Origin of the sequence: Gordonia lacunae, assembly GCF_002149015.1 — a bacterium.
Taxonomy (GTDB): domain Bacteria; phylum Actinomycetota; class Actinomycetes; order Mycobacteriales; family Mycobacteriaceae; genus Gordonia; species Gordonia lacunae.
Genome location: NZ_NGFO01000008.1, coordinates 141,593 through 167,349 on the forward strand (window position 1 = coordinate 141,593; position 25,757 = coordinate 167,349).

The 25,757-nt window shown below is 70.0% G+C and carries 23 protein-coding genes and 1 riboswitch; of the genes, 8 read left to right on the forward strand and 15 right to left on the reverse strand.

Annotation, left to right across the window (positions count from 1 at the left end):
- Window positions 1-97 precede the first annotated feature (97 nt).
- Window positions 98-577, reverse strand: coding sequence for an SAV_6107 family HEPN domain-containing protein (locus CA982_RS09215; protein WP_086535082.1), 480 nt, complete (start codon window positions 575-577; stop codon window positions 98-100).
- A 390-nt stretch (window positions 578-967) separates the two neighbouring features.
- On the opposite strand from CA982_RS09215, the gene CA982_RS09220 reads away from it, so the two are divergent.
- From CA982_RS09220 to CA982_RS09230, 3 genes are all read left to right on the forward strand, one after another.
- Window positions 968-1,642 carry a GNAT family N-acetyltransferase gene (locus CA982_RS09220; RefSeq protein WP_086535083.1) on the forward strand — a complete coding sequence of 225 codons (675 nt, stop codon included), beginning with the start codon at window positions 968-970 and terminating at the stop codon, window positions 1,640-1,642.
- A gap of 1 nt (window position 1,643) precedes the next feature.
- A complete protein-coding gene (locus CA982_RS09225; RefSeq protein ID WP_086535032.1) occupies window positions 1,644-3,263 on the forward strand; it encodes a phytoene desaturase family protein in 1,620 nt (539 codons plus the stop codon).
- 196 nt (window positions 3,264-3,459) lie between these two features.
- Window positions 3,460-4,455: an LppM family (lipo)protein gene (locus CA982_RS09230; RefSeq protein ID WP_086535033.1), complete on the forward strand. Its 996-nt coding sequence runs from the start codon at window positions 3,460-3,462 to the stop codon at window positions 4,453-4,455.
- 75 nt (window positions 4,456-4,530) lie between these two features.
- Here the strand turns inward: CA982_RS09230 and CA982_RS09235 are convergent, their stop codons facing one another.
- The gene (locus tag CA982_RS09235) at window positions 4,531-5,508 is read right to left on the reverse strand and encodes a methylenetetrahydrofolate reductase (RefSeq protein WP_086535034.1); all 978 of its coding nucleotides are present in this window, start codon (window positions 5,506-5,508) and stop codon (window positions 4,531-4,533) included.
- An 11-nt stretch (window positions 5,509-5,519) separates the two neighbouring features.
- Here CA982_RS09235 and CA982_RS09240 point away from each other — a divergent pair, with 11 nt between their 5' ends.
- Window positions 5,520-6,689, forward strand: a complete 1,170-nt coding sequence (locus CA982_RS09240; protein ID WP_086535035.1) for a polyprenyl synthetase family protein — start codon at window positions 5,520-5,522, stop codon at window positions 6,687-6,689.
- A complete protein-coding gene (locus CA982_RS09245) occupies window positions 6,686-8,317 on the forward strand; it encodes an alpha-(1->6)-mannopyranosyltransferase A (protein ID WP_086535036.1) in 1,632 nt (543 codons plus the stop codon). Before CA982_RS09240 ends, CA982_RS09245 begins: the two co-directional genes overlap by 4 nt.
- On the opposite strand, the gene CA982_RS09250 is transcribed toward CA982_RS09245, so the two are convergent.
- Window positions 8,286-8,651, reverse strand: a complete 366-nt coding sequence (locus CA982_RS09250) for an Rv2175c family DNA-binding protein (RefSeq protein ID WP_086535037.1) — start codon at window positions 8,649-8,651, stop codon at window positions 8,286-8,288. The genes CA982_RS09245 and CA982_RS09250 overlap by 32 nt on opposite strands.
- 153 nt (window positions 8,652-8,804) lie before the next feature.
- Between CA982_RS09250 and CA982_RS09255 the strand changes: the two genes are divergently transcribed.
- A complete protein-coding gene (locus tag CA982_RS09255) occupies window positions 8,805-10,019 on the forward strand; it encodes a protein kinase domain-containing protein (RefSeq protein ID WP_086535038.1) in 1,215 nt (404 codons plus the stop codon).
- A 113-nt stretch (window positions 10,020-10,132) separates the two neighbouring features.
- Here CA982_RS09255 and CA982_RS09260 read toward each other — a convergent pair whose 3' ends face one another.
- Complete coding sequence (locus CA982_RS09260; protein WP_086535039.1) at window positions 10,133-11,524, reverse strand: class II 3-deoxy-7-phosphoheptulonate synthase; 1,392 nt, start codon at window positions 11,522-11,524, stop codon at window positions 10,133-10,135.
- 43 nt (window positions 11,525-11,567) lie between these two features.
- Window positions 11,568-12,050, reverse strand: coding sequence for a polyadenylate-specific 3'-exoribonuclease AS (locus CA982_RS09265; protein ID WP_004022893.1), 483 nt, complete (start codon window positions 12,048-12,050; stop codon window positions 11,568-11,570).
- 103 nt (window positions 12,051-12,153) lie between these two features.
- On the opposite strand from CA982_RS09265, the gene CA982_RS09270 reads away from it, so the two are divergent.
- Window positions 12,154-13,725 carry a mannosyltransferase gene (locus CA982_RS09270; protein ID WP_086535040.1) on the forward strand — a complete coding sequence of 524 codons (1,572 nt, stop codon included), beginning with the start codon at window positions 12,154-12,156 and terminating at the stop codon, window positions 13,723-13,725.
- A gap of 336 nt (window positions 13,726-14,061) precedes the next feature.
- On the opposite strand, the gene CA982_RS09275 is transcribed toward CA982_RS09270, so the two are convergent.
- The 6 genes from CA982_RS09275 to CA982_RS09300 all read right to left on the reverse strand — a co-directional run bounded on the left by CA982_RS09275 (window position 14,062) and on the right by CA982_RS09300 (window position 18,784).
- Window positions 14,062-14,772 (reverse strand): lysophospholipid acyltransferase family protein, encoded by a 711-nt coding sequence (locus CA982_RS09275; RefSeq protein ID WP_086535084.1) that lies wholly within the window; start codon window positions 14,770-14,772, stop codon window positions 14,062-14,064.
- 154 nt (window positions 14,773-14,926) lie between these two features.
- On the reverse strand, window positions 14,927-15,934 hold the full coding sequence (locus tag CA982_RS09280) for an ROK family protein (protein WP_086535041.1): 1,008 nt from the start codon (window positions 15,932-15,934) through the stop codon (window positions 14,927-14,929).
- Window positions 15,934-16,440 carry a hypothetical protein gene (locus tag CA982_RS09285; RefSeq protein WP_086535085.1) on the reverse strand — a complete coding sequence of 169 codons (507 nt, stop codon included), beginning with the start codon at window positions 16,438-16,440 and terminating at the stop codon, window positions 15,934-15,936. The genes CA982_RS09280 and CA982_RS09285 overlap by 1 nt, the downstream gene beginning before the upstream one ends.
- 201 nt (window positions 16,441-16,641) lie before the next feature.
- Entirely contained in the window at window positions 16,642-17,871 is a 1,230-nt protein-coding gene (locus tag CA982_RS09290; RefSeq protein WP_086535042.1) for an ArsA-related P-loop ATPase, read from the reverse strand.
- Between the two features lie 20 nt (window positions 17,872-17,891).
- Window positions 17,892-18,329, reverse strand: a complete 438-nt coding sequence (locus CA982_RS09295) for an SRPBCC family protein (protein ID WP_086535043.1) — start codon at window positions 18,327-18,329, stop codon at window positions 17,892-17,894.
- Window positions 18,329-18,784 carry a hypothetical protein gene (locus CA982_RS09300; protein ID WP_167383346.1) on the reverse strand — a complete coding sequence of 152 codons (456 nt, stop codon included), beginning with the start codon at window positions 18,782-18,784 and terminating at the stop codon, window positions 18,329-18,331. Before CA982_RS09300 ends, CA982_RS09295 begins: the two co-directional genes overlap by 1 nt.
- Window positions 18,785-18,892: 108 nt before the next feature.
- On the opposite strand from CA982_RS09300, the gene CA982_RS09305 reads away from it, so the two are divergent.
- A complete protein-coding gene (locus CA982_RS09305; protein WP_086535045.1) occupies window positions 18,893-20,701 on the forward strand; it encodes an AMP-dependent synthetase/ligase in 1,809 nt (602 codons plus the stop codon).
- Between the two features lie 40 nt (window positions 20,702-20,741).
- Here the strand turns inward: CA982_RS09305 and CA982_RS09310 are convergent, their stop codons facing one another.
- From CA982_RS09310 to CA982_RS09325, 4 genes are all read right to left on the reverse strand, one after another.
- Window positions 20,742-21,866 carry a glycosyltransferase family 4 protein gene (locus CA982_RS09310; protein ID WP_086535046.1) on the reverse strand — a complete coding sequence of 375 codons (1,125 nt, stop codon included), beginning with the start codon at window positions 21,864-21,866 and terminating at the stop codon, window positions 20,742-20,744.
- Complete coding sequence (locus CA982_RS09315) at window positions 21,866-23,263, reverse strand: hypothetical protein (RefSeq protein ID WP_086535047.1); 1,398 nt, start codon at window positions 23,261-23,263, stop codon at window positions 21,866-21,868. Before CA982_RS09315 ends, CA982_RS09310 begins: the two co-directional genes overlap by 1 nt.
- Window positions 23,264-23,269: 6 nt before the next feature.
- Window positions 23,270-24,307: an NlpC/P60 family protein gene (locus CA982_RS09320; protein ID WP_086535048.1), complete on the reverse strand. Its 1,038-nt coding sequence runs from the start codon at window positions 24,305-24,307 to the stop codon at window positions 23,270-23,272.
- A 223-nt stretch (window positions 24,308-24,530) separates the two neighbouring features.
- Window positions 24,531-25,214, reverse strand: a complete 684-nt coding sequence (locus CA982_RS09325; protein WP_086535049.1) for a C40 family peptidase — start codon at window positions 25,212-25,214, stop codon at window positions 24,531-24,533.
- A 16-nt stretch (window positions 25,215-25,230) separates the two neighbouring features.
- Window positions 25,231-25,462: riboswitch (cyclic di-AMP (ydaO/yuaA leader) on the reverse strand.
- Window positions 25,463-25,757: the final 295 nt, after the last annotated feature.

The following is a 25,757-nucleotide window of genomic DNA, read 5'->3' on the forward strand; positions in this document are numbered from 1 at the left end:
TATCGTCCCATGATACGAGGTGAAATCGACCGCGACCACCATTACTCGCCGTTGCAGATGACCGGCCGGTGTGAGAAACGGCAAAGTGTGGCCGGATTCACGCCGTGGCCCCGATCTGCGGGGCTTCGAAACCGAGTTTCCCTTGCTCGTAGGCGATGACCATCGTCTCGACCTGACGCAGGAAGTCGAGCACGAGCAGACGCATTCCGGCCACGCTGTCGGGCTCGACCGTGCGGATGATGCCGGACTCGATCTTCATCCGCACCGGCGAGAGCGCGGCGAACCGGGCGGCGATCGGGGCCAGCTCCGGTGCGACCATGCCGATGCGGGTCCAGGCGTTCGATGTCGACGTCCTGCGTCGGACCGTGCCGATCGGTTCGTGGACGGCCAGCGCCGCGCCCGATGCGCGAAGGGCGACCAGATACAGCTGACGAAAACGCTCGGCGCCGTCATCGACGCCGTCGGCATTGTCGAGGAGTAGATGCGCGCGCTCAAGGAGGTCGCGGGCGCGGCCGACCATCACCGGATCGACGGGCGCCGCGTGGGTGAGAGCTGTGGCACTGCGATTCCTGGCCATGGCGTCCTCCTCCTCGTGCGTGATGTGTGTGTCCGGCGGCAGACGCTTCCCTCGTCCGCCGCCGGACCGTGTCGTGGATGAACGCGAACAGCTTGCGGAGGCACATTCATCGAACATCCGTTCGACACGTTCAATATAGCTAGCCCGGCGTCGGTGTTCAAGACGTCTGTGACCCGAAACCGCCGCCGGCCTGTACAACGCCACCACCTGCGACCCGATTCCTGCCGAGTGTGCATCATCGGTAGGACAAGTCCCGGAAGTGGCCGGCGACGCGATGCCCGCGCCGGCGGGTGGCGCACCGTCGGCGATGCCGGGCGACCGCGCACGCGGGTCGCCGACGGCCCAGAGACCGACGACCCGGAGACCGACGACGCAGAGAACGGGAGTCCGTTGACGATCCGTCTGGTGAGCCTGACCGGCCAGGACGCCCGGGCATGGCTCGAGCCCGCACTGGAGATCTACGTGACCGCGATGAACTATCCGCGCGGTACCGAGATCCACCGTGCCGGGCTCTGGCGCGAGCACATCGCCCGGCCCGGATGGCGCGCGGTGGGTGCGGTCGAGACCGTGAGTCCGTACGAGGCCCGCACCATGCCGGCCGCGCGACGGCGGGTGGGCCCGCCGATCGGTGTCGGACCCGACGACCTGCTCGTGGGGATCGCCTACGGCTACACCGGCGCGACCGGTCAGTGGTGGAATCAGCAGCTACGACTCGGACTCCGCCAGACCGGCCGACCGCCCGAGACGATCGAGGCGATCGCCCGCGACTACTTCGAACTCACCGAGTTGCACGTGCACCCCACCGCCCAGGGACGAGGGATCGGTCAGTGGCTCCTCGGTCGGCTTCTCGCCGACCGGCCCGAACGTCACGTTCTCCTCTCGACACCGGAGATCCCGGCCGAGGACAACCGGGCGTGGTCGCTGTATCGGCGGATGGGCTTCACCGACGTCCTGCGTCACTTCACCTTCACCGGCGACCCCCGTCCGTTCGCCTTCCTCGGACGCCCGCTTCCCCTCGAACTACAACCGCCGACCACGGCCCGCCGCGCCGAAGCAGGGAGCTGACATGCACGGAACCCGGCGTGACGCCGTCATCATCGGTGGGGGCCACAACGGGCTGATCGCCGCGGCCTATCTGGCACAGGCCGGACGGGAGGTGGAGGTCCTCGAGCGGGACGAGATCCCCGGCGGCGCCGTCTCTACCGTCGAACGGTTCCCCGGGCACCGGGTCGACCGCGGGTCGTCGTCGCACCTGATGATCCGCCACTCCCCCGTCCTCGACGATCTCGAGCTGGCCGCACACGGGCTGCGGTACGTCGACTGCGATCCGTGGGCGTTCGTCCCGGCGACCGAGTCGGCCCCGCCGATCATTTTCCGCACCGATCTCGACGCCACCTGCGCGTCGATCGAGAATGCCTGTGGCGCTGCCGATGCCGCTGCCTACCGCCGATTCGTCGCGACATGGACGCCACGTGCCCGCGCGGTCATGGACGCGTTCTACCAACCCGCGACGATGGGCCGGTTCGGCCGGGCGTTCGGCGGGCTCGGCGAGACCGCGACGACGGCGCGCACCGGATTCTTCGGCCGGCGGGGCGGCCGGGTGCTGAACCTCACCGCGGAGCTGATGGCCTCGGGCGACTCGCTGCTCGACGAATACTTCGACTCCGAACAGCTCAAGGCCGGACTGGCGTGGTTCGGCGCGCAGTCCGGGCCGCCGATGAGTGCCCCGGGCACCGCACCGATGATCGGCTTCGCCGCACTCATGCACCGGATTCCACCGGGCCGCGCGATCGGTGGCAGCGGCGCCCTCACCGACGCACTCGTACACCGGCTCGACCACGACGGCGGCATCGTCTCGTGTGGCGACCCCGCGGTGTCGATCGCGCGGTGCGGCGACCACTGGCGGGTGCTCACCCGCGGTGGCGAAACCCGCTGTGCGGGCACCGTGATCAATGCCTGCCACGTGCTGACGACGCTGGATCTCCTCGCCGCCGGCGGTTACGACGCCGGCACCATCGACCGGTGGCGGCGCACGATCGTCGTCGGCAACGGAATCGGGATGGCCGTTCGGTTGGGGACGACGAGTCTGCCCGCGTACCGGGATCTGCCGGGCGACCTGCCCGAGCACGGCGTGCATTCCGCTCTCGGCCTGCTGGTCACCGACCGCGCCCATCTCACCCGAGCCCACGCCGCGGCGTCGGTGGGCGAGCTCCCGCCACGGCCCGCCGTGGTCGCGATGAGCTATTCGGCGATCGATCCGACACTCGCGCCGCCGGGCCGTTCCGTCATCAACCTGTGGGCGCAATGGCACCCGTACCGGCTGGCCGGGGACGACTGGCCGGCTGTGGCCGACCGTGCCGCGAAGGCCGTCTGCGACGAAGTCGACCGGCATGCACCCGGTTTCGCCGAGTCGATCGCGCACCGCTACATCCAGACCCCGCGTGACCTCGCCGACGAGCTGGGTCTGATCGGCGGCAACATCATGCACGTCGAGATGTCCATCGACCAGATGTTCATGTGGCGTCCGACCCCCGACCTCGCGGGTCACCGGGTGCCCGGCGCCGACGGGCTGCTCCTCGCCGGCGCGTCGACACACCCCGGCGGAGGCGTCACCGGCGCGAGCGGGTACATCGCCGCGCAGTCGGTCCTGCGGCGCGGGCGCCGGGGGTTCGGCCGCCGATCCTGACCCGCCGACCACCCGACCCGAGAAGCGCCCGGGACGCACCATGGGGTCGACCGCCGGCGGCGACCTGCCGCCGTGGGCTCGTGTGGGGCGTATCCCCGGTACGTTTTCGGGGCCGAGGCAGTTCGGGTCGTGGGGCCGGACACCCGACGCGGCGCGGCGCGATGGGTGACCCGCGCTTGCGCCGGGGTCTGGCACGATGAGCACCGTGCGTTCGTCGAATCCCGTACCGGGTGCGCCCGAGTCCCGCCGAGCCCGGCGCCTGTTGCCGTCCGCGGTGGCCGTCGCCCTCGTCGTCCTGTCCCCGCTGATGGCCGGTTGTCTCGAACGTTCGACGACGGTCGGTGACCGCTATTCGGGCAGCGTGGTCGTCGCGACCACCCCGGACAATCCGCGCGGAACACCCCAGTTCGATCTCCCCGAGTCGATGGTCGGACAGGTCTCGGTCACCGACTACCGGCAGGCGCCCGAGCGAGCCGACGCGCCGTCGTCGACCCCCGGCGCCGAACCCGAGAACCCGACCGCACCCGAATCCCCGTCCCCCTCCGAGACCGCCGGGAACGACGACGCCGCGGACGGAAATCCCGACGAGGACGATCCCGCCGTCCGGGTGGGCACGCGAGCGACGTTCAGTGATCTCACGGCGGGTCAGTTCGCCCAGCTCGGCGACATCGTCGCCGATGCCTATGGCGACACCTCGCTCACGATGGACCTCACCGCCAAGCGCAGCGGCGAGGTCGTGCGATTCCGGGGTGACACCGATCTGACCGAGCTCGTCCCGGATCGCGACTACGTTCAGCTGACCGTCACCTTCGGCGGACCGGTGACCGCGACGAACGGCGAACAGGTCGGCGAATCGACCGTGACCTGGACGCCCGCACCCGGTGAACCATCGGACTTCAGCGCCGACGCCACCTATCCGGACCCGGCGACCGCCGCGGTCAGCAGCTGGTCGTGGTTCGTCGCCCTGCTGTGCGTCGTGGTGGTCCTGGTGATCGTCCGGATCGCCTACACCAAGCGCTATCGCGGTCCGCGGCCCGGCCGCCCGGTGGCGACCACCAGTGCGCCGTCGACGATCTCCGGCGAGGGCCTCGCCGCTGCCGCCGATCCCGCAGGAGCCGGGCGTGAGGGGGCGGGTCCGTCATCGGCACCGTCGCCGCCGCCCGCGGACCGAAAGCCGCCCGCCGGCCCGTGATGTCGCCGCCGGMYCGGCRTCGAYRCCGRKCCGGCGGCGACATCGGTCCGGTCCCGGCGGAACGACTCGGGCGGTTCAGACGGGGACGTGCAACGCGGCGTCGACGTCCACGCCGAGTCGGCCCAGGACCTCCGTCGTGGCCTTCGCGAAGTTGAGGCTGCAGAAATGCAGGCACGGCGCACCCTCGGCGACGAGGCGCTGCGCCATCTCGGTGGCGAAGTCGATGCCGACGGCACGGACCGACGCGCGGTCCTCCTCGGCGCCGTTGCCCGCGGCCTTGGCGAAACGTTCCTCGACGTCGGCCGGGATCACCGAACCCGACAGCTCGACCATCCGCCGCGCGGTGGCCAGTGAGGTCACCGGCATGATGCCCGGGATGATGGGCTTGAGCCCCTGCTCCGGATCGGCGGCCGCGACCCGGTCGCGTAGCCGCAGGTAGTGCTCGACGTCGAAGAACATCTGGGTGATGGAGTACTCGGCACCGGCTCGTAACTTGTCCACCAGCGTGCGGGTGTCGTGATCGATGTCGGGCGACCGGTGGTGGGTCTCCGGGAACGACGCCACTCCGACGTGGAAGTCGCCCAGGGTGTCGATGAGCCGGACCAGTTGCTCGGCGTATTCGACTCCTTCGGGATGGGCGACCCACTCGCCGAGCGGATCACCGGGCGGATCGCCGCGCAGCGCGAGGATGTTGGTGATGCCCTGGTCGGCATAGGCGCCCACCAATGCCCGCAGTTCCGCGACGCTGTGGTTGACCGCGGTCAGGTGGGCCACCGGCAGCAGCGTGGTCTGCGCGGCGAGCTCGCCGGTGATGCGCACCGTGCGGTCCCGGGTGGAACCACCGGCGCCATAGGTCATCGACACGAACGCCGGGGACAACCGCTCGAAGATGCGCACCGCCCGCCAGAGCCGGGACTCGGCCTCGGCGTCACGCGGCGGAAAGAACTCGACCGAGAACGGGACCGGGCCGCGGTGCGGAGCGGACAGGCGTTCGACGATCGAGGGTGCGGGAGCGGTTGGGGTCACTCGCACAGTGTACGGAGCAGGTCGCATAGCCTGGCAGGGTGACCTCCACGATCCCCACGCCCACCTCGCTCGATGCGGTCCCGGGCGCCGTCGAGGCCGAATTGCGGGCCTTCTTCGCCGACGCGGTGCCCGCCACCACCTCGATCGCGCCGGTGGTCGGCGAGGCCGCCGAACTGATCCGGGATTTCGTGCTGCGCGGCGGCAAGCGCATCCGGCCGATCTTCGCCTTCGCGGGGTGGCGCTGCGGGACATCGTCGTCCGACCGCACGGTCGCCGGGACCGACGCGCCCGGCCCGCGGGACGCGCTGCGGGTGTGCGCCGCCCTCGAACTCGTGCAGGCCTGCGCCCTGATCCACGACGACATCATCGATCGGTCGGACACCCGCCGCGGGTATCCCACGGTCCATCGGGAGTTCGAGTCGCGCCACGCGGACGCGAAGTGGGCGGGGGACGCCGGGGCGCACGGGGTCGCGGCCGCGATCCTCGCCGGCGACTTCGCGCTCGCCTGGGCGGACGACCTGGTCCACGGGCACCGACCGGGGGTTTCGACAAGCTCAACCGGCGGGGACGAATCAACCGGCGGGGACGGCGGCCACCGGTTGCCCACCGAGGTGGGCGCGACGTGGGCGGCGATGCGAACCGAGGTCCTCGGCGGGCAGTTCCTCGACATCGTGAACGAGGCCGGCGGCGACGACTCGACCGAGGCCGCCTACCGCGTGATGGAGTTCAAGACCGCCGCCTACACCGTGGCGCGCCCACTCGAACTGGGCGCTCGGCTGGCGGGTGCGTCCGACCAGCTCGTGTCGGGCCTGCGGTCGATCGGGCACGATCTCGGCGTCGCGTTCCAGCTCCGCGACGACCTGCTCGGAGTGTTCGGCGATCCGGAGCGGACCGGCAAGCCGTCCGGTGACGATCTGGTCTCCGGTAAGCGCACGGCGCTGCTCGCCATCGCCCTGCGACGAGCCGATACGGCCGACCCGGCTCTCGGAGCCCGCCTGCGTTCCTACCTCGGACGCCCGCTGGACGACGACGAGTTGGACTCCGCGCGTGGCATCTTCGTCGAGGTCGGCGCGGTCGACGAGGTGGAGAACTCGATCGACGGGCTGTTGGGGTCGGCACTGTCGGCACTTGACGCCGCCGACATCGGCGAGGACATCCGCACCGAGCTGATCGCGGTCGCACATCGCGTCGCGCACCGCGAGGCGTGAACACCCCCGCGACGCGGTCCGACGACGGCGCGGCCGGCCGGGGCGATCTGGTCCTCGGCGCGATCGGATCCGTACTCGTCTGCCTGGGCAGCTTCGGGGTCGGCGATCCGCCGCGGAACTCTGCCGTCCTCTCCGACCTGGGTCTGAGCTGGATCACCTACGGACACGGGAAGAACATCTTCGGCACCCTGTTCTGGCTGGGTGTCTTCCTCATGGTGTTCGGCTGGGTCCGGCTGGGGCGTCGGGTCTTCTCCCCCGCTGCCGTGTCGCCGTCGATCCGGATGCTGAGACGGTGGGTGCTGGTGTGGGCCGCCCCGCTGCTCGTGGCGGTGCCGGTGTACTCCCGCGACGTCTACGCCTACCTGGCGCAGGGCGCGGTGTTCGGTGCCGGTTTCGATCCGTACGCCGACGGCCCGGCTCATGTTCCCGGTCCGCTCGTGGACAGCATGGCGCAGGTGTGGGCCACCACGACAGCCCCCTACGGACCCTTCTTCATGGGCATGCTGCGCGTCGTCACCGAGATCACCGGCGACCACGTCGTCGTCGGCGTGCTGGCCATCCGGCTCGTCCTGCTGCCCGGACTGTTCTTGTCGCTGTGGGCGATCCCGCGGTTGGCCGAACGGTTCGGCGCCTCCCCCCAGGGCGGACTCTGGCTGGCGCTGTTCAATCCGATGGTCCTGATCCACCTCGTGGCGGGCCCGCACGTCGAGTTGCTGATGATGGGCGTGCTCGTCACGGGGATCGTCCTGGTGGTCGACGGCAGGCACGTGGTGGGCACGTCGGTCCTGGCGCTCGCCGTGTCGATCAAGATCACCGCCGGGATCGCGTTGCCGTTCGTGTTGTGGATCTGGCTGTCGCACATCCGTTCTCGCCGCCCGGTGACACCCCGCGACGTGGTGACGGTGTTCGCGTCGATCGTCGGTATCGCGGTCGCGGTGTTCGGGGTGTGGACGCTGGCGATCGGCCTGGGACTCGGCTGGCTGACCGGTCTGGGGTGGGCCGACGTGATCATCAACTGGTTCACCATCCCCACCCTCGCCGCCCATCTCGTCACCCTGGTCGCCGCGCCCTTCGTCGCCCTCAACCTGCAACCGGTTCTGGAGATCACGCGGGCGATCGGTTCGGTCGTCCTCGCGGTGACCCTCGTCGCGGTGTGGTGGCGACACCGGCACGATGTCCGCGACGCGGTGGCCGGGATGGCCTGGGCGATGCTCGCCGTACTCCTGCTCGAACCGTCGACACTGCCCTGGTACTACACCTGGGTGCTGGTGATCGCGGTGGCCTTCGACCTGCCGATGTGGGTCCGGGCGACGGTCGTCGGCGCGTCGACCTTCCTGCTGATCGTGTTCCAGCCCGACGACGCGATCGTCTTCTACAAGCCGGTCGAAGTGGCGCTGGCGACGGCGCTCGCGGGCCTCGCGGCGTGGTCGCTGTCCCATCGGGACCCGTTGTGGCTGGGCCGGTTCGGGAGGTGGGCGTGGGGCGCGCCCCCGGTCGGCGAGAGCACTCCTGCGTCGGATGTCAGCGCGGGGTCCGGCGTGGCGAAGTCGGAGCGCGCCGAGGCCGAGCCCGGGGAGTTCGGGGCCGGGGCGTCGGTCAGAAAGCCTGGGCCTGCGCCCGGCGGATGACCTCGCGGGCGAAATCCGTGTGCAGCGCAGCTGCCGGGTGGAGACCGAGGTCTTCCTGCTCGGTGAACAGCCACTCCATCACTTCGTCGCGCGTGTAACCGCCGTCGATCAGGACCGCCACGAGTCCGTAGAAATGCTTGGCGACGCCGTCCTCGTCCACGAAGAGCGCCGGAATCGCCGGGTACCCGTCGTGGGAGACCGCGAGCAGGTGATGGTCACGGATGAGTGTGCGCACTCGGTTGGTCGACACCCCGAGGCGGTCGGCGACATCGTCGATCGACAGGAACTCGGTGTCGGAAGGCAGAGTGTCAGGCGACAACGGTAGGGAACCCACGTCGAAAGGGTAGCCGGTCGTCGGGAGCGGGAGAAACCTCCGGGTCGGGACGACCGTGACGACCGAGCGTCGCGAACCCCCGCGGCAACACACTCGGTCTCGGCATCGTGCCGATGCTCTCGACCGGCCCGGGCTGCAGGTAGATTCGGCACCGTGAACTCCCCCGTCGACACGATGCTCGGGACCGTCCTCGAGGACCGGTACCGGATCGACGCGCCCATCGCGCGCGGCGGCATGTCGGCGGTCTACCTCGCGGTCGACCTGCGGCTCGGGCGCGACGTCGCGGTGAAGGTGATGGACTCCCGATACTCGGGCGACCCACAGTTCCTGCGCCGCTTCGAGTTCGAGGCCCGCGCGGTCGCCGGCCTGAAGCACCCCGGGCTCGTCGCCGTCTACGACCAGGGCATCGACAACGGCATCGCCTTCCTGGTGATGGAACTGGTCGACGGGGGCAGTCTGCGCGAACTGTTGCGCGAACGCGGCCCGATGCCGCCCCACGCCGTCGTCGCGGTGGCCGCGCCGGTACTGGGCGGACTCGGCACCGCGCACGCCGCGGGACTGGTCCATCGCGATGTGAAACCCGAGAACGTACTCATCTCGGACGAGGGCGAGGTCAAGGTCGCCGACTTCGGACTGGTGCGCGCCGTCGCCGAAGCGGGGGTGACCTCGGCGAGCGTGATACTCGGGACCGCCGCCTACCTCTCCCCCGAACAGGTCGAGTCCACCCACGCCGATGCGCGCAGCGACGTCTACTCCATGGGTGTGATGATGTTCGAACTCCTCACCGGCAGAACACCTTTCTCCGGCGACTCACCGCTCGCGCTCGCCTACCAGCGACTGAGCTTCGATGTACCGGCGCCCGGTGACGTGATCGCGGGGGTGCCCGAGGAGTTCGACGAGATCGTGCTCCGCGCGACCGAACGCAACCCCGCCGACCGGTATGTGGACGGCTTCGACATGCAGCGTGCGCTGCTCACCGTCGCCGACGAACTCGATCTCCCGCCCTTCACGGTGCCCGCGCCGCGCCGGTCGGCCGAGCGACAGACGGTGTCCCGCTACCGGGGCCCGGATCCCGCCGGACACGGCACCCGAGTGCAGTCGGTGCCGGGTCCGCACACCCCGGCGTCCGAGCCGGTGCGGCAGGCGAACGACACCCCGGTCGAGCAACCGGCCGCCGCACACGAGGACCTCGCACCGTCGCCGCGCCCTGCGACCCGCCGCACCGCTCGGCCCGAAGCCGTGGAGCCCGAACTCATCGGCGGCAGCCGCCTGGGCGCGCTGATGTGGATCGTCGTCGTACTGCTGCTCACCGCGGGGCTCGGCGCCCTGGGTTTCTGGGTCGGCAGCACGTTCCTCGCGATCGGCTGACTCCCTGCTCGCCTGCAGTGCGAGTGGCCGAGTTCTCTGCTCCCTGAGGAGCGGAGTTCTTCAGTGGTCCACGACGGCCGCCAGACCGCAGATACCGAGGTGCGAGCGAAGGCTCAGCCGCGCAGCATCTCCGCGACGAGGAAGGCGAGTTCGAGCGACTGCTGGGTGTTCAGGCGCGGATCGCAGGCGGTCTCGTAGCGCCCGCCGAGGTCGAGATCCGAGATCTCTTGTGCGCCACCGAGACACTCGGTGACGTCCTCGCCGGTCAGTTCGACGTGGACGCCGCCGGGATGGCTGCCCAGCGCGCGATGCACCTCGAAGAAGCCCTGCACCTCGTCGACGATGCGATCGAAGTGCCGGGTCTTGAAACCGGTCGACGCCTCGTGGGTGTTGCCGTGCATCGGATCGCACTGCCAGATGACCTTGTGCCCGGTCGCCTCGACGGCGCCGACGATCGCCGGCAGCACATCCCGGACCTTGCCGTTGCCCATCCGCGCCACGAGTGTGAGCCGGCCCGGCACGTTGTGGGGATCGAGACGTTCGACGTACTCGACGGCCTGCTCGGGGGTCGTCGTGGGCCCGATCTTCACACCGATCGGGTTGCTGACGAGTTCGGCGAACGCGATGTGCGCACCGTCGAGCTGGCGAGTCCGCTCACCGATCCACAGGAAGTGGGCCGACAGGTCGTAGAGCACCTTGCCCGGACCGTCGGGGTCGTCGGCCAGACGCAGCATGGCGCGCTCGTAGTCGAGGACGAGCGCTTCGTGTGAGGCGAAGATGGAGGCGGAGTTCAGGTTCGAATCGGTGACACCGCACGCGTCCATGAACCGCAGACCGCGGTCGATCTCGGAGGCGAGGGCTTCATAGCGTGCGCCGGCGGGCGACGTGCGCACGAACTCGCGGTTCCAGTCGTGCACCCGGGTCAGGTCCGCCTCGGCCTGGGTGAGGGCCCGGACGAGGTTCATCGCGGCGGCCGCGTTCGCGTACGCCCGCACCAGACGGGACGGATCGTGAGCCCGCACTGCCGCATCGGCGGGGAACCCGTTGACCATGTCGCCGCGGTAGGAGGGCAGACCCAGGGCGTCGGTGTCGGACGACCGCGGCTTGGCGTACTGGCCGGCGATCCGGGCGACCTTCACGACCGGCATGCTCGCGCCGTAGGTGAGCACGACGGCCATCTGCAACAGCGTGCGGATGTTGCCCTTGATGTGCGGTTCGGTGTTGTCGGCGAAGGTCTCCGCGCAGTCACCGCCCTGCAGGAGGAAGGCACGCCCCTCGGCGACGTCGGCCAGCTGCGCGGCGAGCGTCTGGACCTCGGCGGGCATGCAGATCGGCGGAACCGACTCGAGGACGGTGCGCATCTTGCGCGCCTCGTCGGCCGGCCAGCTCGGCTGTTGCACGGCGGGGCGGCTGAGCGCGTCGTCGAAACGCGTCTGCAGATCGCCCGGTAGTGGAGGGAGCTCGGGAAGCTCGTCGATCGGCACGTCTACGGTCCAGTTCACCACCCGTCCAGGGTAATGGAGACGCGGCCGACGACCGGTCCGCGGGTCAGACGCGCGCCTTCTCGATCGCCTCCCAGCGGCGCAGGTTGTGCCGGGCGTCGCTCAGGGCGTCGTGCGCATCCGACGGTGTGGGCGGCAGCGCCGGACGGCCCGCGGCCTCCCAGTGCTGTCGCAACTCGCGGGTGAAACGCGGGATCTCACGGGGCAGCGCGGTCATCGGACCCCACAGCTGGCAGAGCACAACGTGGTCGTAGGCGCCCACCCAGGCCCACAGCTCGATGTCGGTGCCGTCGGCGGTGAGGAACTCGAGCAGATCCTCGCGGATGCGGCGCCGGTCCCGCCACGCGGACGACGACGGCGACGGCAGCTTCGGCAGTACGTTCGCCCGCACCCAGTCTCCCGCCCGGCCGGGGTCGAAATCGGTCGACACCGCATAGAACTCACGGCCGTCCTCACCGACCACCCCGATCGAGACCAGCTCGATGGTGGTGCCGTCCTCGATGAACTCCGAGTCGTAGAAGAAGCGCATGGGTCAAGTATTCACACACCCGCGTGCCGACCCGCGCACCGCGCACCGTTTCGCCATACCGCCCTCTGGCTGTCTACCCTGGTATTTCGTGCGCTCCAGGTCTGTGCTGGCGACCGCTCTCCTGGCGGCGTCGATCATCGCGCGGCTCGTCTGGGACACGCTGACCGTGAACGGCAGGAACTTCGTGGACCTGCACGTTTACCGCGACGGTTCGGCGGGTCTCGCCGACGGGTCGCTCTATGTCTTCACCTACGCCGGTGAGACCGACTTCGCGCTGCCCTTCACCTATCCGCCGTTCGCGGCCGTCGTGCTGTACCCGCTGTCGCTCGTGCCGTGGGACCTGGTGGCGATCGGCTGGCAACTCGCGACCTTCGGCGCGCTGTACGCCTGCGTCGTACTCGCCTTGCGTCTGTGCGGGTCGACCACCGACGTCTACGCCGTCGCCGCACTGTGGACCGCGCCCGCGATCTGGTGTGAGCCGGTGCGGGTCACCCTCGACTACGGCCAGATCAACGTCTTCCTGATGCTGGGCACCCTGCTGGCGGTGTCCTGGGCGCGCAGCGACCGCGGGGTGCTGGCCGGCGGTGCGCTCATCGGTCTCATGGCGGGTATCAAGCTGACCCCGGCGATCTCGGGCCTCTGGTATCTGGCCGCCCGCAAGCCCCTCGGCGCGGTGGCCGCCGCGATCGCGTTCGTGTTCACGGTCCTCGGCTGTCTGCTGCTGTTCCCGGACGTCACCCGGACCTACTACGGCACCCTGTTCGGCGACGCCGAGCGGATCGGCCCGGTCGAGGCGGTGATCAACCAGAGCCTGCGCGGCACCCTGTCCCGCTTCGTCGGATTCGACGTCGGGACGGGCTGGATCTGGATGATCGGCGTCCTGGTCGCCGTCGTGGTGGCCGTGTTCGCCTGGCGAGCGGTGTCCGACTCACTGGGCATCCTGATCGTGGTGCAGTTCTTCGGGCTGCTGGTGTCGCCGATCTCGTGGGTGCATCACTGGGTGTGGGTCATCCCGCTGGCGATCTGGCTCGTCCACGGCGCCGGGGCGCGGCGTCGGGGCGCACGAGCGGTACTCGCGATGTGGGTGGCGGTCGCCGGGCTCGGCATCCCATGGCTTCTGCGGGTCACCATCGAGTACGGTCCCGAGCCCCCGGCGGCACTCGAGGCGGTCTTCGGGGCCGCGTGGCCGGTCGCCACGTTCGTCACCTTCGCCTGGATGATCGCGACCCGCGCCGCACGTGACGATCCCCGGGACTCCCGGCCACTCGATGTGGTCGCCGCGGCGATCATCGTCGACGGTCGGGTGCTCCTCGCCCAGCGGTCGCGCCCGGCCGAACTCGCCGGTCGGTGGGAACTGCCCGGTGGCCGCGTCGAATCGGGGGAAACGCATGCGGCGGCGCTGACCCGGGAGATCCGCGAGGAACTCGGCGCCGAGGTCGAACCGGCGGAGTCCGTGGGCTCCCCCGTGGCGCTGCCCGGTGGACTGACCCTGTACGCGTACGTGGCCCGGCTGCGGTCCGGAACGCCGACCGCGCTCGAACACCTGGACGTGCGCTGGTTCTCCGCCGACGAACTACGGCTCTTCGACGCCGCCGAGATCGTGCCGGCAGATCGCGACTGGATTCCCGACCTGTGTGCCGTCCTCGACGGCACCCGGGTGGGCGACGCCGGCTGATCCGCACCTGCGCCACCCCCGCTCCCTGAGGAGCGAGCGTGCTAGCGCCACCCCCGCTCCCTGAGGAGCGAGCTTGCGAGCGTCACGAAGGGTCTCGCAACTCGTCTCGCCAAGACCCTTCGTGACGCGCCCTCCGCAAGCTCCGGGCGCTCCTCAGGGAGCAGTGGTCGGTCGTCGCCATCGCTCCTCAGGGAGCGGAGGTCGATTGTCTTTGCGCTCAACGCACCTCAGGGGCGGTGGGGCGCCATCGCTCCTCGCACCTCAGGGGCGGGGGTCGATCGTCGGTTGCGCTCCGCGCACCTCGGTCGCAGGCCGACGGAGGGGTTCGGAACTTCCTCAGGCGGCGGCGCCGGCCGCGGGCGGCTCGACCGGCGGCGCCTGGTTCTTGAGGCTCGCGGCGTAGACGTCGACATACTGCTGACCCGAGAGTTGCATCAGCTCGTACATGATCTCGTCGGTGACCGCGCGTTCGATGTAGCGGTTGCCCTCCATGCCCTCGTAGCGCGAGAAGTCCAGGGGCTTGCCGATGCGCACCGCGACCCGGGTGGGGCGCGGGAGGATGCTGCCGGGCGGGTTGAACTTGTGGGTGTCGATCATCGCGACGGGGATGACCGGCACCCCGGTGTCCATGGCCAGCCGGGCGAGGCCGGTTTTTCCCTTGTAGAGGCGTCCGTCCGGCGACCGGGTGCCCTCGGGATACATCCCCATCAGCTTGCCCTTGTCGAGCTGGCGGCGCGCCGCGGTCAGCGCGCCCTCGGCCGCCTCGGCTCCGGACCGGTCGATGGGGATCTGACCGACGGCGGTGAAGAACCAGCGCTGGAATCCGCCCTTGAGGCCGGTGCCGGTGAAGTACTCGCTCTTGGCCAGGAAGTAGATGCGGCGGTCCACCATCAGGGGCAGGAAGAAACTGTCCATCACCGCGAGGTGGTTGCTGGCCAGGATCGCCGGGCCGTCGGTCGGGATGTTCTCGTGCCCTTCGATGGTCGGCCGGCCGAGGACCCGCAGGATCGGGCCGAGAAGGATGTACTTGAACGCCCAGTACCACATGAGATTCTCCTCGCCGCGCACACCGACCCGATGATTTCCCGCCGGCCGATCGTCCCGCGGAGACCGCGGAACGCAACGGGTGCCCCGACGCCAAGACCTTACCCGCGTCGAACTCTACCGTCCGGCCAGGATCGGCAGTGGCCGTGCGGAGCGGTCAGAGCCCGGAGACCGGACGCGACTCGGGGCCGGGTTCGGCCAGGGTGCGGGCGGTCGACCGGATCGCCTGGCGCGCAACCTCTGCCGCGCCGACGACGCCGGCGGTCTCGCCGAGTTGGGTACCGCGGATGCGAGCGAGCTGGCGGTGTCCGGCGCCGGTGACCTGCCGGGCGTAGTGTTCCCGGGCCTCGTCCAGGAACAGACCCGACGCCGCACCGACACCCCCGGCCAGCACGATGAGGTCGGGGTCGAAGATGTCGGCGATCATCGCGAGCCCCTGACCCAGCGACGTCGCGAACCGTCCGAACGCCGCCAGCGCGACGGCGTCCCCGTCCGCGGCGGCCCGGGCGACCCGCCGGCCGGTCAACGACCCGGGATCGGCCGCGACGTCGGCCGCGAGCTGGCTGCGTCCCCAGTCGCCGTCGGCGAGCAGCTCCACGACGGTGTCGACCAGTGCGGTGCCGCTGCAGTACCGCTCCCAGCAGCCGCGCTTGCCGCAGGCGCAGGCGCGCCCGTCCGGGACGATCGTCAGATGTCCGAGTTCCGGTGCCACCCCGTAACTTCCGCGGTAGATCTCCCCATCGATGACGAACCCCGCGCCGATTCCGGTGCCGATCGCCAGCACGACGGTGTTGTGTCCGCGCGCGGCGGCCCCGAACCGCCACTCGGCCACCGCCGCGGCATTGGCGTCGTGTTCGGCGAAGACCGGGATGCCGACGCGCCGGGTCATCTCCTCGGCCACCGGCGCCTCGCGCCAGGGCAGGTGCGGCGCGAACCGGACGATCCGACGGTCGGTGGTGAGGAAGCCGGCGATCGCGAGTCCGACGGCCTTCGCGTCCCACCGTGACGTCAGCTCGCCGACGAGCCGGTCCAGGCAGTGCTCGAGCGCAGCCGCGGTGGGCGGGGTCTGCGCGCGGAGCGTGTCGAGCATCGTCCCCCGGTCGTCGACCACGGATGCGCGCACGCTGGTGCCGCCGATGTCGATGCCGATCGTCAAGTCGCCCATCAGTTCTCCTGCCCGGGCCCGGGGGCGGGGGGCGGTGCGGTCCGGCGCGATGTGTCACCCGCGCGCGGCACCCCGGCATCGCGACCGGCAGCCGGGCCGTTGAATCGCACCGCGATCGGTTCGTACTGGCGTGGTGTCGACGACGAGGTGGGCGAGGAGCGCAGCGCCTCGGCGATGGCCTCGAGTACGGCGATGACGGCGGCGATCAACCGGGCGACCAGGTCACCGATCTCCGCGAGCAACGAGGTGATCTCTCCCGATGCGCCCGAGAGCGCATGGCCGAGCGGACCACCGTCGACGAGGGTGGCGAAACCGGGTCGGGCCCCGGCCGCCTCTTCACCACCGCTGCCGGCCGGCTGCGGAGCCGGCGCGAAGAGCGCGGCCAGGTGGTCGATCTGCGCGGCCAGACCGAGCAGCAGGTCGCGCACGGGGTCGGCAGGTCCGTCACGACGCTCGTCCGCGGACCCGTCACCGGCCTGCCGGAACGTCTCGTCGTCCGTGCCCATCGCGAACACTCCCCTTCTCCTGGCCCCGCGTGTACACCCACCCGCGTGTCTGTCGTCGGGGTCATCGGCACCGTACCCCGCCGCCTCGAACAGTGCGGTCTCCGAACGTACCCCGACCGGACGGAATCATTCCACCATCGTCGTTTCCGCAGGTGGTCGGATCTGCGCGCGGTGCCGGCGTTCCGGACCGGACCGATCGGATCAGTTCTGCGGCTTGGGCCACACCGACGGATCGGGGACGAACCCGATCCCCAGGTGCGTCCCGTCCCAGTCGGCGTCGACCACGGTGCATCGCCGCAACACCGACGGCAACCGCACCGGATGGCGGAAACCCGCGATCGTCACCAGCAGATCGTCTCCGCTGCGCCCGAGGCCGAGCGAATCCGGGTCCGGTAGCCGCTGCGGCCAGGACAACCGATACACCGGGCCGGCCGGCTTCCCGTCCACGCGCCCCTGCCCGGCCTCGACCTCGGCCGCGGCCGAGCCCCGCGGCACCCCGTGCGGCTCCGGCAGCGACACCGACAGCTTGCGGAGCCGGGCCATGCGATCGATCGTGTCGGCCGACTTGTCGACCACCTGGACGCGGACGGACCGGGAGCCGGCGGCGTCCGCGAGCTCGGCCCGCACCATGTCGGCGATCACGGCCGCGGGCTCGGCGCCGACGCCCGCGTTGACCTGAACCGAGGCGAGGGGCAACCCCATGAGGTCCGCGGCGGCGAGGTGATACCCGGTCAGACGCCGGCTCCGGTCGTCGGCGGCGAGCACGAGATGCACCGCGACCGCGTGCGGGTCGGCGAACAGTTCGGCGATGTCGAGGCAATCCCGGTCGATGGCGTCGACCGCAGCCGTCAGCTGGGCGACCATCGGACGTTCGGCGGCCATCGCGAGACGTCGGTGCCGGGGCCAGAACCGATTGAGCGCCTGACTGAGAACTGCTCCGCCACGCAGGAATTGGAGCGGGTCTCCGCACCCTGAGCAGTCGACGACGATCCGCTGCCACCGGCCGCTGACCGCCTCGTCGCGGATACGACGCAGGACGAGGAAGTCGTCGATCCCGGGCAGCGACGTGAGCTCGGCGGCATCGATCCCGGCCAATGTGCCGACACCGGGAAGCGTCGTCTTGCTGCGGCTCACCGTGTGCTCGAGCACCTCGACGAACGCCGACCAGGTGCGTTCGGTGAGATCCAGTCGATCCAGGCTCAGCAGGTGGAGGTACTTGGACACCACCACGGGCTCATCGGGCCGGCGATACACCCTCGCCCAGTCGTGCACCGGCGACCAGCGGTCGACGGTGATGAGAAGGGTGTCGGATTCGGCGACGGCGAGGCCCGACCGCGGCGTCGCGCGGGTCGGCCGGTTCGCGGCGGGACGCTGGGTCGCGCCGCCGGCGGCGATCGCGGAGACACCAGAACCCCCCGGACCGAGCACCACGTGGATGGGTGTGAGATCGATCAGCCTTCGACCCTCTTCTTGAGGTCGTTCAGCGCCGCATCGGTGATGGCCTTCTCGGCGCGCCGCTTCAGTTGCCCGATCATCGGCACCTGCAGGTCGACCATGAGTTCATAGGTCACCTTCGTCGATCCCGGAACCTGCTGCGTGAGTATGTAGCGGCCGCGCTGATCCTTCTGCAGATCACTCGACACGAGCCGCCAGGAGACCGATGTGGTGTTCGGATCCCATTCGTAGGCAAGCACATACGTGTCCTGGAGAACGCCGGCGTCGAGTACGAAGCGAACCTCCAGCGCACGGCCGGATGCATCGGTGCGCAGCACCTCGACCTCGCGGGCCGCGGTCACCCACTCGGGGTAGTGCTCGAAGTCGGCGATGACGGCGAGGATGGCGTCGGCGTCGGCGCCGATCACGATGTCGCGTTCGGTGTGGTCGGCCATCACCGGGCCCCGGTCGCGGTCGTGTGTCGCCCGGGCGCGGCATCGTGGCCCGCGGCCGGACCGCCGACGACACGGCCGTCCTCGAGCAGTCGCTTGACCTCGAAGGAGACCTCTTTGCCCGTCACCCGACGCTGCTTGTTCGCCTCGGCCAGCACGTCGGCCCGGGCTCGCGGGTCCTCGGGCAGCGGGGCGGTCGGCTCGGCATGGAGGAAGTAGTGCAGGACGAAGCCGTCGAGGACGGCCTCGTTCCAGATCTCCATCGTCCCCGACACCGGACCCTCGACCCGCCAGCGCACGCCCTGCTCGCCCCGGTCCTCGGTGACCGCCAGACGGAGGTCCGGCCACCACTTACGCCAGTTGGCGGGGTCGCCGATCACAGCGGCTGCCGACGGCGGTGCCGCGGCGACGAAGACCTCGTCGGCCACCTGGATGCTCGTCACGCCCACTAGCTTCACATACTCGTGTCGGCGCAGGGTAGTGCACCCGAAACCGACGTCGCGATCAGTCCGATTCAGCAGCGGGGATACGATTCGGTCACTGATGTCTACTGGAGGGTAACCACGATGGGTGAGTACAGCGTGCCCGCGAAGTTCTCGATCGCCGACGACGAGAACTGCACGAACATCATCTTCGGCCTGGCGGAGCGATCACCGCAGCACATCGTGTTCCGCCACAAGCAGGGTGACCGGTGGGAACCGGTCACCGCCGCGGACGCCGCCGCCCGGATCTCCGCGATCGCCAAGGGCCTGATCGCCTCCGGCGTCAATCCCGGCGACCGGGTGGCACTGCTGTCGCGCACTCGCCTCGAGTGGAATCTGTTCGACTTCGCGATCTGGTCGGCCGGTGCGATCACCGTCCCGATCTACGACTCGTCGTCCGCGGGCCAGATCGAGTGGATCATGCAGGATTCCGGCGCCGTGGCCATCGTCGTCGAGGACGACGGGCACCGCGCCGAGTTCGAGTCCATCGACTCCCTCACCGCGCCGGTCACCGTCTTCCAGATCGACCGCACCGGCGCGCCGGGCGCCGTCGACGAACTCGTCGCGGCGGGCGCCGACGTCCACGACGACGAGGTCGCAGCCCGCCGGGCCACCGTCAAGGCCGCCGACCCGGCCACCCTGATCTACACCTCGGGCACCACCGGACGCCCGAAGGGTTGTGAACTCACCCACGCGAACATGCTCTCCGAGGTACGGGCCGTCCTCGCCGGCGACATCCTCGACAAGGTCATCGAGCGCGACGAGAAGCGCCTGCTGATGTTCCTGCCCCTCGCCCACGTGCTCGCCCGGGCCATCACGCTCGTCGCCATCGAGGCCGGCGCGGAGGTGGGACACACCAGCGACATCCCGAACCTGGTGGACGAGTTCGCGGTCTTCAAGCCGTCGCTCATCCTGTCGGTGCCGCGCGTGTTCGAGAAGGTCTACAACACCGCCCGGCAGAAAGCCCACGACGGCGGCAAGGGCAAGATCTTCGACGCCGCGTCCGAGACCGCGATCGCCTACTCACAGGCGAAGGAGAAAGGGCAGGTCGGTCTCGCACTGAAGGTCAAGCACGGCGTCTTCGACGCACTGGTCTACAAGAAGCTCCGAGCGGCCCTCGGCGGCGAGTGCCAGATGGCGATCTCCGGCGGCGCGCCGCTCGGCGCCCGCCTGGGCCACTTCTTCTCCGGCGTCGGCGTGCCCGTCTTCGAGGGATACGGCCTGACCGAGACCACCGCGGCCTTCAGCGTGAACACCCCGTCGGCGTCGAAGATCGGCAGTGTCGGGAAGCCGTTGTCGGGCAATGCTGTTCGGATCGGCGATGACGGTGAGGTGCTGCTTCGCGGCGGTGTCGTCTTCACCGAGTACTGGCAGAACCCGGAGGCCACCGCATCGGCCGTGGTCGACGGCTGGTTCCATACCGGCGACCTCGGCACGGTGGATGCCGATGGATTCATCACGATCACCGGCCGCAAGAAGGAACTGATCGTGACCGCCGGCGGCAAGAACGTCTCCCCCGCCGGACTCGAGGACGTCATCCGCGCCAATGCCCTGATCTCGCAGGCCACCGTCGTCGGTGACGCGAAACCGTTTGTGGCCGCACTGATCACGATCGACCCCGAGGCGTTCCCGGCGTGGAAGGAACGCACCGGCAAGCCCGCGTCCGCGACGGTCGCCGACCTCGCCGACGACACCGACCTGCGCGCTGAGGTCCAGTCGGCCGTCGACCTCGCCAACAAGACCGTGTCCAGCGCCGAGTCGATCAAGAAGTTCCGGATCCTGCCGACCGATTTCACCGAGGAGACCGGCGAGATGACGCCGACCCTCAAAGTCAAGCGCAACGTCGTCGTGGAGAAGTTCGCCGGCGACATCGAGGCGATCTACCAGCGGTGAGCTCACCGCCGGTGGCCCGGTCCGCCGGCGCCGGTTGCCGTCAGAGCAACTGGCGCAGGCGGGCCGCCATCTGGCTCCACTGCCAATTCTCGACGACGTAACGCCTACCCGCCCGGCCCATCTCGGCCGCAGCCGCGCGATCGGAGAGGATCGACAGGATCGCCAGGGCGACCGCGTCGACATCGGTGCCGTCGACGGCGGTGCCGGTGACCCCCTCCTCGATGGTCTCCGGCGCACCACCGGACAGGCCCGCGACCACGGGCACACCGGACGCCGACGCCTCCAGGTAGACGATGCCCAGCCCTTCGACGTCCAGCCCTCGACCCCGCGTGCGGGACGGCATCGCGAACACGTCGGCGATGTTGTGGTACGCCGCGAGCTCGTCGGCGGGCACCGAACCGGTGAAGATCACCTCACCCGCCACCCCTGTGTCGGCGGCGAGATCGCGCAGGGTCTTCGCGTAGGGGCCGCCGCCGACGATGACGAGCACGGCGTCGGGGATCGTGCGCCGGATGAGCGGCAGCGCACGGATCAGGACGTCCTGACCCTTGCGTGGTACCAGGCGCGACAAGCAGAGGATCGTCGGCCGCTCGCCCAGCCCGAGACGTTCGCGAAACTGTCGGCGCAGCATCGGGTCCGGGGCGAAGCGTTCGGTGTCGACACCCGGGGGCAGATGCTCCAGCGCCGCGCGAGCACCGAAGGCCGACGCGAAACGGCCGCGGGTGTATCGGCTGACGAAGGTGATCACGTCGGTGTGGCGGCCGATGTGACCGAGCACCTGGCGGGCGCCCGGGAGCATCGACCACCCCACCTCGTGGCCGTGCGTACTCGCGATGATCCGCTGCGCGCCCGCACGACGCATCGCCGGTGCCAGCACGGCCAGCGGTGCGGCCGCCCCGAACCACACTGTCGAGATCTGCTCCCGGCGCACGATCTCGGCGGCGCGACGCGCGACGAACGGCGTGGGCAGCATGAGGGTCGTCGGGTGCCGGTAGACCCGGTAGGCCGCCGCCGCGTCGAACTTCTCGTGCGAGTCGCCCCGCCAGCGAGGTGCGTAGACGACCACGTCCTCCGGGGGCAGCAAGTCCACCAGGTTCTGGAGATAGGACTGAATGCCGCCGGGTCGGGGCGGAAAATCGTTGGTGAGCAACAACGTCCGGGTCATCAGTCGGCCTGCCGGGCGAGCCAGCGCTGCCAGCCGTCGACCAGTTCGGCGCGCGTCAACCCGAGGCTCGAGGTGATCGCGGCGTCCTGGGCCGCGGGCAGGGCCGACGCCGCGACCCCCACGTACATCTTCTTCAGACGCGCCTCGTCGAATCGATCGGCGACGTAGGCGGCCAACGACCATGCACTCTGATAAGCCACCTGTGAAGTCTGCCCGTCCATCGCGAAGTCGGCGTCGGCGGGTGTACCCGCCGGGATCGCACCCGCGCGAACGGCCGCGGTCAGATCGGGCGCGGCGTCGGCGAATCGCGTGTAGGTGCCCTTGCGGCCGACATATTCGGCCACCCCCTCGGTGATCCACAGGGGCGCGTCGAGGGCGGTGGAGGTGCGGGCGGCGACGTGCGTCAGCTCGTGCCGGAGCACGACGGCCAGTGTCGGAGGCGCGAGGTCCCGGGCCGTCGGGGTCAGGATGATCCGCTGACCGGTCGCCGTGCGCTGCACCAGGTCCACACTGCTGTGCACCGTCGCCGCAGCGGCCGTGCCGGTGGCCGCGCGCCCGTCGGGCACCAGCGCGGTGAACTGGTCGTCGGTCGCGGTCGCCACGACGACGGCACGCCGATCCCAGGACTCACCCCAGAACGCGGAGACGGCGTCGACCGCCCCGGGCAGTTCACGTCGCAGCGTCGCCACGGTCGGAGTCGTCCGGGGATACGAGGCGACCACCGACGTACCCCCGGACGTGGCGGTGTCGGCGACCTGGAGCCCGGGCAGCTCCCACATCTGTGTGGGTGGCGGCTCACGCCCCAGGGCCTCGGCGTCGCCGACGAGGCGCCACTCGTCGCCGTGACGGGCGACCACGAACTGGGTGCCGACGACCACCTCGGCCTCGGCGATACCCGGGGCGGTCTCGCCGCCGAGTGCGTAGCGCAGTTCCACCGGTGCCACCCAGGAGTCCGAACTCCCCCCGGCGTCGAGGAGTTCTTGGAGATCGGCCGGTACGAGCACCTCCGCCTCTTCGGTGGGCGCCAGCTGGTACGTGAACGAGGCGAACCGCAGGGTGCCGGCACGACCGTCCCGCGGCGCGAACCGGCGGGGCGCGAATGTGCCGGTCGCGGTGACGAATCTGTTCTTGAACGCGGGAGTCGCGGCGGTGTCGAACAGGGCGCCGATCGCCCGGACGTCGCCCGAACGCACGGTCTCGGTGAGCGAGTCGAGCAGTCGGGTCACCCCCGCGGCACGATCACGCTCGTAGACGTTGACCGCCGTGCTCGACGCTGCGGGCCCGCTGGACGAGCCGGGGCCGCCGGGAACTCCGACCGTCCCGCACCCCGTGGCCACCACGAGGGCCAGGGCGACGACGGCGAGGGCCGGGCCGGCACGCCGGCGCCGTGGGATCACCGGGGACTAGAACCGGCGGGCGGAGTTGTACGGACCGGCCTCGTCGATCGGCACGACCTTGACCGGTACGCCGAAGGTCGACGCGTGGATGACATATCCGTCACCGACGTACATGCCGACGTGATGTGCGTCCGGGTAATAGATGATCAGGTCGCCGGGCTTCAGGTCGTTGCGATCGACGGACTGTCCGCCGCCCATCTGCGCCTCGCTCGAGCGCGGGATGGTCTTGCCCGCCTGTTTGAAGGCCCAGACCATGAGACCGGAGCAGTCGAACGAGTCGGGTCCGGTGGCGCCCCACACGTACGGATCACCGATCCGGGTCAGTGCGGCCTGGACGGCGATGAGACCGGCCGCGGTGCCCCTGGGCACCAGGCGCGGATCGAAGTCGAAGGTGGGTCCGCGGAGTGCCGCGAGCTGCTTTCCGGTCATGGACTTGTAGATCGCCCGGATCTGGATCGCCTGGAGCTGCAGGTCGGCCTGCTTCGTCTGCAGATCACCGCGCACACGCTCGGCGCGGGAGACGGCCTCCGAGGCCGCCACCGCCGTCTGTTCGGCGTCCTTCTTCGCGACCGCCGTCCGTGCCCGGACCTTCTTGATGGCGGTGAGATCCGCCGACGCCTGACGCGAGATCATGTCCAGACCCGACATCTGATCGAGGAGGGCCTGCGGGGAGTCGCTGATCATCACCGCGTAGAGGCCGCTCACGCGCGCACCCTGGTAGCTGGCTCGCACGATGGCGTCGACCCGGTTCTGGTGCACCGCGAGCTGGGCACGGCTCGTGTCGAGCTTCTGCTGCGCCTCGGCCGCCGCCTTCTTGGCCGCGGTCACGATGCCGCGCTGCTTGTCGTACTCGATCTTCGCGTTGTGCATCGCCTCGGTGGTCTTCTCCGCGTCGATGCCCAGCTGCTTGTAGCGGTCGAGCAGCTGATCGGCCGAGCGCGCGGGCACCGCGCGGGCGTCGCCGACGCCGCCGGCGACCGTGGGTACGAGCACGGCGAGCGCCGACAGGACGCAGGCCGCAAGCATCAGCGGACCCGAACGCATACGTGGCCGCGTTGCGCGAGCCCGTCCCTCCCCGATCAGCACGGTCCTACTCACTCCCTCGTGTGTGCTCGTCGATCCCTGAGCACCCGGATCGCCCGTCCCGCGTCCCGTCGACCACCCTAGGCCGCCGACAGGCCCCTGGGACTGGTTCGGGCGGATCGCAATCCACGCGATCCGCCCGGCCAGAGACCCTCGTGCTCAGTCTGTTCGTGTTCAGTTGTCGTCAGTAACGACGGATGCCCGTCAGGGTCCACTCCTTGACGGCGTCGCGCTTGACCGGCGTGCCGTAGTTGGACGAGTGGACGAACTGGCCGTTGCCGACGTAGATGCCGGCGTGGCCGCCACCGTTGAAGATCATGACGTCGCCGGGCTTGGCATCGGAGTAGGACACCGCGCGCCCGCCGCCGAGCTGGCCGTAGCTGTCGCGCGGGATGTTCTTGCCGGCCTGCTTGTAGGACCAGTAGACGAGACCCGAGCAGTCGAATGCGTTGGGGCCGGCGGAGCCGTAGGAGTACGGCGAGCCGATCTTGCTCTCGGCGGCCTTGACGGCCTTCTCGCCCGCGGTCAGCTGCGGCTGGCCCAGGGGGGCGCCGCCCTGCGGACGGAACTGCTGCGGGATCTGATCCGGCGCGATACCCGGCACGGTGAACTGTCCCAGGTTGGGGATCTCGACCGTGGCCGCGGGCGACTTCTTCACGGGAGTGGCCTCGGGTGCGGGCTTGGCCTCCGGGGCCTTCGCACCGGGCAGGGCCGGGATCTCGAAAGTGCCCAGCGGGGTGTGGACCGGGGCGGCGAGAGCAGGGCCGGCGGCAGCGGCGAGCGAACCGAGCGTGATCGATCCGGCGATCACCGCCTTCTTTGCGACCGTGCTGCCACGATTGGGCTGTTCCAAACGATGTTTGGCCACGAAGCGAGTTCTCCTTCAGATCTTCCTGTACCGCCGACCGAGTTAGCTGTCGGGTTCGGGCCGGAAGAGTGGCCCTACGCGTGTTTCGCGCATGAGGTATCCACTGGACACTCATGCGTGGCAACGCGATTCACCCCGATTCGGAACGGTTTCGCGTGAGGCACATCGAGGTGATGCGCTCCGACGAGCCCGCCCGAAGGTTGTGGTTCCCCGGTTCGCCCGCGAGGGCGATTGAGCGGTGACTACTGCGGACCACTTCTGTTGAAGCGGGACGCTCCGCAAGGTCTCAGAAAGGTTACGAAATCGGATGCGCTCTGTCCACTAAGCGACCGAGAGCCAAACCTCGGCCGATTCTCAGCCCGCCCTGAGGACAGTCACAGAGGCGCGTCGATCCGACCCGTGAGCTGCAGTTTTAGCCGATCTTGCAGATCGTGCAGCACTACTCGTCACCATTGCAGCAGCCTGTAGAACGTCGATGGCGAGGTCGATCTCGGCGTCCGCCTCGACCGTTGCCGCCGTTACCGAAACTCCACCTTGGTCCGT

Bases quoted from the DNA above. Each gene is read 5' to 3' on its own strand.
- CA982_RS09215 (WP_086535082.1), bottom strand. From the start codon at position 577: ATGGCCAGGAATCGCAGTGCCACAGCTCTCACCCACGCGGCGCCCGTC.
- CA982_RS09225 (WP_086535032.1), top strand. From the start codon at position 1,644: ATGCACGGAACCCGGCGTGACGCCGTCATCATCGGTGGGGGCCACAAC.
- CA982_RS09230 (WP_086535033.1), top strand. From the start codon at position 3,460: ATGAGCACCGTGCGTTCGTCGAATCCCGTACCGGGTGCGCCCGAGTCC.
- CA982_RS09235 (WP_086535034.1), bottom strand. From the start codon at position 5,508: ATGCGACCTGCTCCGTACACTGTGCGAGTGACCCCAACCGCTCCCGCA.
- CA982_RS09265 (WP_004022893.1), bottom strand. From the start codon at position 12,050: ATGCGCTTCTTCTACGACTCGGAGTTCATCGAGGACGGCACCACCATC.
- CA982_RS09275 (WP_086535084.1), bottom strand. From the start codon at position 14,772: ATGTGGTACTGGGCGTTCAAGTACATCCTTCTCGGCCCGATCCTGCGG.
- CA982_RS09280 (WP_086535041.1), bottom strand. From the start codon at position 15,934: ATGGGCGACTTGACGATCGGCATCGACATCGGCGGCACCAGCGTGCGC.
- CA982_RS09285 (WP_086535085.1), bottom strand. From the start codon at position 16,440: ATGGGCACGGACGACGAGACGTTCCGGCAGGCCGGTGACGGGTCCGCG.
- CA982_RS09295 (WP_086535043.1), bottom strand. From the start codon at position 18,329: ATGGCCGACCACACCGAACGCGACATCGTGATCGGCGCCGACGCCGAC.
- CA982_RS09305 (WP_086535045.1), top strand. From the start codon at position 18,893: ATGGGTGAGTACAGCGTGCCCGCGAAGTTCTCGATCGCCGACGACGAG.
- CA982_RS09310 (WP_086535046.1), bottom strand. From the start codon at position 21,866: ATGACCCGGACGTTGTTGCTCACCAACGATTTTCCGCCCCGACCCGGC.
- CA982_RS09320 (WP_086535048.1), bottom strand. From the start codon at position 24,307: ATGCGTTCGGGTCCGCTGATGCTTGCGGCCTGCGTCCTGTCGGCGCTC.